The organism is Pseudomonas sp. PDM10, from assembly GCF_014852295.1.
GTDB lineage: Bacteria > Pseudomonadota > Gammaproteobacteria > Pseudomonadales > Pseudomonadaceae > Aquipseudomonas.
In genome coordinates, this window is record NZ_JACVBJ010000026.1 from 1 (window position 1) to 370 (window position 370).

The window sequence follows — 370 nt, forward strand, 5'->3', positions numbered from 1 at the left end:
CCGAAAATTCGATTCTTGCTCAAAGAGCAACTCACAAATTTTACCTTAGCCTGATCCGTTACCAGTGAAAGTAACGTTCAGTCTATCTTTCTATCACATACCCAAATTTTTAAAGAACGATCTAATCAAAGACTAGAAATCAATATTCACTTCAGAATATTCATTTCTAAACTCTAACGACAACCGCCACCGTGCTGGCTGGCTTCTCGTCTTCTTCAATGAATCAAGCAATTCGTGTGGGAACTTATGGAGCAGCTGATGTCGTCGATTAAGGAGGTGATCCAGCCGCAGGTTCCCCTACGGCTACCTTGTTACGACTTCACCCCAGTCATGAATCACACCGTGGTAACCGTCCTCCCGAAGGTTAGAC

The 370-nt window shown here is 43.8% G+C and carries 1 rRNA gene; it reads right to left on the minus strand.

What is annotated here, in order from left to right:
• Positions 1 to 269: 269 nt before the first annotated feature.
• Positions 270 to 370 (minus strand): 16S ribosomal RNA (locus tag IB252_RS29950); the annotation flags it as partial.